Source organism: Dubosiella newyorkensis (assembly GCF_001945605.1).
Taxonomy (GTDB): Bacteria; Bacillota_I; Bacilli_A; order Erysipelotrichales; family Erysipelotrichaceae; genus Dubosiella; species Dubosiella newyorkensis.
The window spans coordinates 1-4,059 of the sequence record NZ_MPKA01000004.1; the positions used below are offsets into that span (position 1 = coordinate 1).

The window sequence follows — 4,059 nt, forward strand, 5'->3', positions numbered from 1 at the left end:
TCCTGTCAAGTTTTCAAAGATCGTCCCTGCCTTGAAGCTCTCTGCCTCAACGCTCACTCATATTACCATGAATGAACTGTTCTGTCAACACTTTTTTCAATATTTTTTGAATATTTTTAGAGGACAGTTGAAGCGGGTTCTTGGCCTCAAAGCTTGTTTATACTACTCCTCCTGATCCCTTTCCGTCAAGAAGAAATTTGTTTTTTTTCTTGTGGATGGATCTATGAAGTTCGTATGTCCTGCGTCTTTCTCAACGCTTGCTTATCATACTTTGTTTCGGATCATCTGTCAATACTTTTATTAATTTTTTTAAATATTTTTAGAGGACAGATGAAATCCCAAAAAAAAGCCTGCTTAAAAAGGCTTTTTTTAGCACTCCTCTAGATCATGAAGCTTTTTAATTCTTTTTTGATGCCGCTCTCCGTACGAGAATTCCGTATTCACAAATGTATTCACAATATCTTTTGCGACTTCGATTCCCGTCGTGCGCTGTCCCAATGCCAGCATATTGGCGTCATTATGTTCTCGAGTCAAGCGAGCCATCGTCGTATTCGTGCATAATCCGCAGCGGATCCCCTTGATCTTATTCGCGGCCATAGAAATTCCGATACCCGTTCCACACATTACGATTCCTAAATCTACATCCCCAGCGACTACAAGATTTGCGACTTTTTCCGCATAATCTGGATAATCTACGCTTTTACGGTCATAACAGCCACAATCGATGACTTCAAGTCCTTGTTCTTGCAACATTTCCACGATTTCTGTTTTATATTCATAAGCGCCATGATCGCATCCAATTCCTAGTTTCATATTTATCCTCCATGCTTATTCCTAGTATAGCATAGACCATTTAAAAAACATTTTTTGCAATCAATGAAAATCGCAATTCTATAATGTATATTTTTCTTTTTTAATGAAAATGTTTTCATTTATGTTATACTAGGAACGTATATCTAGGAGGAGAATATGACTGATTTAAAAGCTTTATATCAAACTATAGAAAAGCGGAATCCAAACGATGCAGAATTTCTTCAAGCGGTTGAAGAAGTTTTTGAATCGCTCAGCGTGATCGCTGACGTTCATCCCGAAAAACTCGATGAAGATGTATTGGCGCGCCTTGTTGAACCAGAACGCCAGATCATCTTCCGAGTTCCTTGGGTAGATGATCAAGGAAAGACGCAAGTCAATCGCGGATTCCGGATCCAATTCAATAGCGCGATCGGCCCATACAAAGGAGGTCTCCGCTTTCATCCATCTGTGAATGTAAGCATCATTAAATTTCTAGGATTTGAACAAATCTTCAAAAACGCGCTGACCACCTTGCCAATGGGTGGAGGTAAAGGCGGATCCGATTTTGATCCAAAAGGAAAAAGCGATGGCGAAGTGATGCGTTTCTGCCAATCCTTTATGACTGAATTGTTCCGTCACATTGGCGCCAATACAGATGTTCCAGCTGGAGATATCGGAGTTGGAGCTCGTGAAATTGGTTATATGTTCGGCCAATATAAACGGATCCGTGATGAATTCACAGGTGTGTTGACCGGAAAAGGTCTAAGCTATGGCGGATCTCTTGTACGCACAGAGGCCACCGGTTATGGGCTTTGCTACTTCACACAAGCTATGCTCGAAGATAAGGGCACGAACTTCGAAAACAAAACAGTCGTAATTTCCGGAAGCGGAAACGTTGCGATCTACGCTTGTCAAAAAGCCCAAGAATTTGGTGCGAAAGTCGTTACTCTTTCCGACTCGAACGGTTTTATCTACGATCCAGACGGAATCGATCTAGCAACTGTAAAAGACATCAAAGAAATTCGTCGCGGGCGCATCAAAGAATATTTAGAACTTCATCCAACCGCGACTTATACAGAAGGAAAACGACCATGGTCGATTCCATGCGATATCGCGCTTCCTTGTGCTACCCAAAACGAACTCGATCTTGAAGATGCAAAAGAACTCGTTAAAAACGGTGTGATGGCCGTTTGCGAAGGTGCGAATATGCCAACGACGCCAGACGCTATCCATTATCTGCTCGAAAACAAGATCCTCTATGCCCCAGGAAAGGCAAGCAATGCCGGTGGTGTAGCATGCTCTGGATTGGAAATGAGCCAAAACGCAGAACACCTTTCTTGGTCGTTCAAAGATGTTGATGACAAATTAAGACATATCATGATCAACATCTTCAAAACTTGCCGCGATACCGCCGCTGAATATGGCCATCCTGACCAATATGTAGTAGGAGCCAATATCGCAAGCTATCTCAAAGTAGCCGAAGCCATGAAAGCTCAAGGCTGTGTATAAAAAATAGCCCTTTCAAAGACCTCAAGACATTTCTTGAGGCCTTTTTTAATAAAAAAAAGAGAATTCAAACATTCGAATTCTCTAATAGGATCTGTTCTGTCTCAAAAACGGAGTTGGCGAGCCAATCCGCGTTGGCGTTGGCAAGCTCATTTTCTTGACCATATCCATATGTTACACCGATACAAGGAATATGATGCTCATGGGCGCCTTCCACATCGAATTTTCGATCACCAACCATGATGGCTTTAGAAGAAGAAGCCAACCGTTTAAAGATTTCATCGATCACTTCCGCTTTATGGATCCTAGAACCATCTAACTCGCTTCCCGTGATTACATCAAAATATTTATCTAGATCAAAATGTTTTAGAATATCCAGAACGTATACTTCAGGCTTCGAACTTCCTACAGCCAATCGATGTCCATTCGCTTTGAGTTTGGCTAGCATTTCCCGGATCCCGGGATAAACAATATTTTCGTACTTTCCGACTTTTGAAAATCGCTCTCGATATTTTTGAACAGCTTGTTGGGCTTGTTGTAGATCCAGCCCATAAAAGCGCTGAAAAGAATCGAGCAAAGGAGGCCCAATAAATGGGGTGAGTTCTTCAAGGCCTGCTTGGATCCCTTGAGCAGCCAAAGCGTATTGGACACATTTCGTGATCCCTTCCTTAGGATCTGTTAGCGTACCATCCAAATCGAATATGATCAACATGAGGACGATGTAAACCGATAAGACAGATCTGGACTTTTCATCAACTCAAAATGATTCTCTTCCACTTTTAAAATGCTGATCGATCCATTAGGAACACTTAATTGGCATGGAGAGCCCATCGTTCGATATCCTGCGTCCATCAGACCAAGCAATAGCTGGATCACTTGCGAATGGGAAACTATGAGAATATTTTGATCTGGGTGTTTTCTTGCGATCTCTTGCATCGCTCGAATAATGCGGTGCTGAGCGGTGTAGAAGTCTTCTCCTGAAAAACATGCGAAGCCGCACATTCCTTCCTTTCCATCCACAAAGCAATTTTTCTTGGATTCCCCCTCTAAATATCCATAGCTCACTTCTTTTAGGGCTTCTACAGAAATTGGGGTTTCTCCGATTTGCGAGCCTATGATCGATGCCGTTTTTAAAGCTCGACCGCTTGGCGAGGTATATAGTCCATCAAAATGAATCGACTTCAATTCATTTGACAAAGCAAAGGTTTGTTCGATCGCATCGTTTGTCAATGGAGAATCACACCAACCTTGCATTAAACCTTTTTTACTAAATAAAGTCTCTCCATGACACACGATATAAAATACAGTCATAATTCACCTCTTCTTTCACAACTATTTTGTATTTAAATATTATAGCAAACTCTTCCGATTTCCGCTATAGATCGCTGAAAACGTTTACAATCAACCATAAAAAAAGCGAGGACGGCATTCCCGGACCGCCTGATAAGCTCCCCTAATAGTAGACACGCCAAACAACTAAATTTGGAGGTCCTATTAGGGGGCTTTTTATATGGGAAGAAAATCAAAATACACTATAGATTTTAAATTATCTGTTGTTGACCGCTATTTAAATAAAGGAGAAGGATCCGTCACGATTGGAAAAGATTTAAATCTTAATCCAAACACTGTAATGAAATGGGTAAAACAATTTCAAAAGTCGGATGCTGAAGTTTTTCTGGAGAAACCAAGAAATCAATCCTATTCAAAAGAATTCAAAATACAAGTGATTGAGGAATATTTGGCAGGAGGATGTTCGTATCA

At 41.1% G+C, this 4,059-nt stretch carries 5 protein-coding genes; 2 read left to right on the plus strand and 3 right to left on the minus strand.

What is annotated here, in order from left to right:
• Positions 1 to 369: 369 nt before the first annotated feature.
• On the minus strand, positions 370 to 813 hold the full coding sequence (rpiB, locus tag BO225_RS00040; protein ID WP_076340277.1) for a ribose 5-phosphate isomerase B: 444 nt from the start codon (positions 811 to 813) through the stop codon (positions 370 to 372).
• A gap of 156 nt (positions 814 to 969) precedes the next feature.
• Here rpiB and gdhA point away from each other — a divergent pair, with 156 nt between their 5' ends.
• Positions 970 to 2,301, plus strand: coding sequence for an NADP-specific glutamate dehydrogenase (gdhA, locus tag BO225_RS00045; RefSeq protein WP_076340278.1), 1,332 nt, complete (start codon positions 970 to 972; stop codon positions 2,299 to 2,301).
• Between the two features lie 64 nt (positions 2,302 to 2,365).
• Here the strand turns inward: gdhA and BO225_RS00050 are convergent, their stop codons facing one another.
• Together BO225_RS00050 and BO225_RS00055 are read right to left on the minus strand one after the other, a co-directional pair.
• Entirely contained in the window at positions 2,366 to 3,010 is a 645-nt protein-coding gene (locus BO225_RS00050; protein ID WP_076340279.1) for an HAD family hydrolase, read from the minus strand.
• Positions 3,004 to 3,609: a histidine phosphatase family protein gene (locus BO225_RS00055; RefSeq protein WP_076340280.1), complete on the minus strand. Its 606-nt coding sequence runs from the start codon at positions 3,607 to 3,609 to the stop codon at positions 3,004 to 3,006. Before BO225_RS00055 ends, BO225_RS00050 begins: the two co-directional genes overlap by 7 nt.
• Before the next feature lie 199 nt (positions 3,610 to 3,808).
• Here BO225_RS00055 and BO225_RS00060 point away from each other — a divergent pair.
• Positions 3,809 to 4,059: transposase (locus tag BO225_RS00060; RefSeq protein ID WP_143356702.1), on the plus strand; the 251-nt coding region annotated here is incomplete at its 3' end.

What these genes read in the sequence shown, in the direction of transcription:
- rpiB (WP_076340277.1), bottom strand. Translation starts at nt 813, where the DNA reads ATGAAACTAGGAATTGGATGCGATCATGGCGCTTATGAATATAAAACA.
- gdhA (WP_076340278.1), top strand. Translation starts at nt 970, where the DNA reads ATGACTGATTTAAAAGCTTTATATCAAACTATAGAAAAGCGGAATCCA.
- BO225_RS00050 (WP_076340279.1), bottom strand. Translation starts at nt 3,010, where the DNA reads ATGTTGATCATATTCGATTTGGATGGTACGCTAACAGATCCTAAGGAA.
- BO225_RS00055 (WP_076340280.1), bottom strand. Translation starts at nt 3,609, where the DNA reads ATGACTGTATTTTATATCGTGTGTCATGGAGAGACTTTATTTAGTAAA.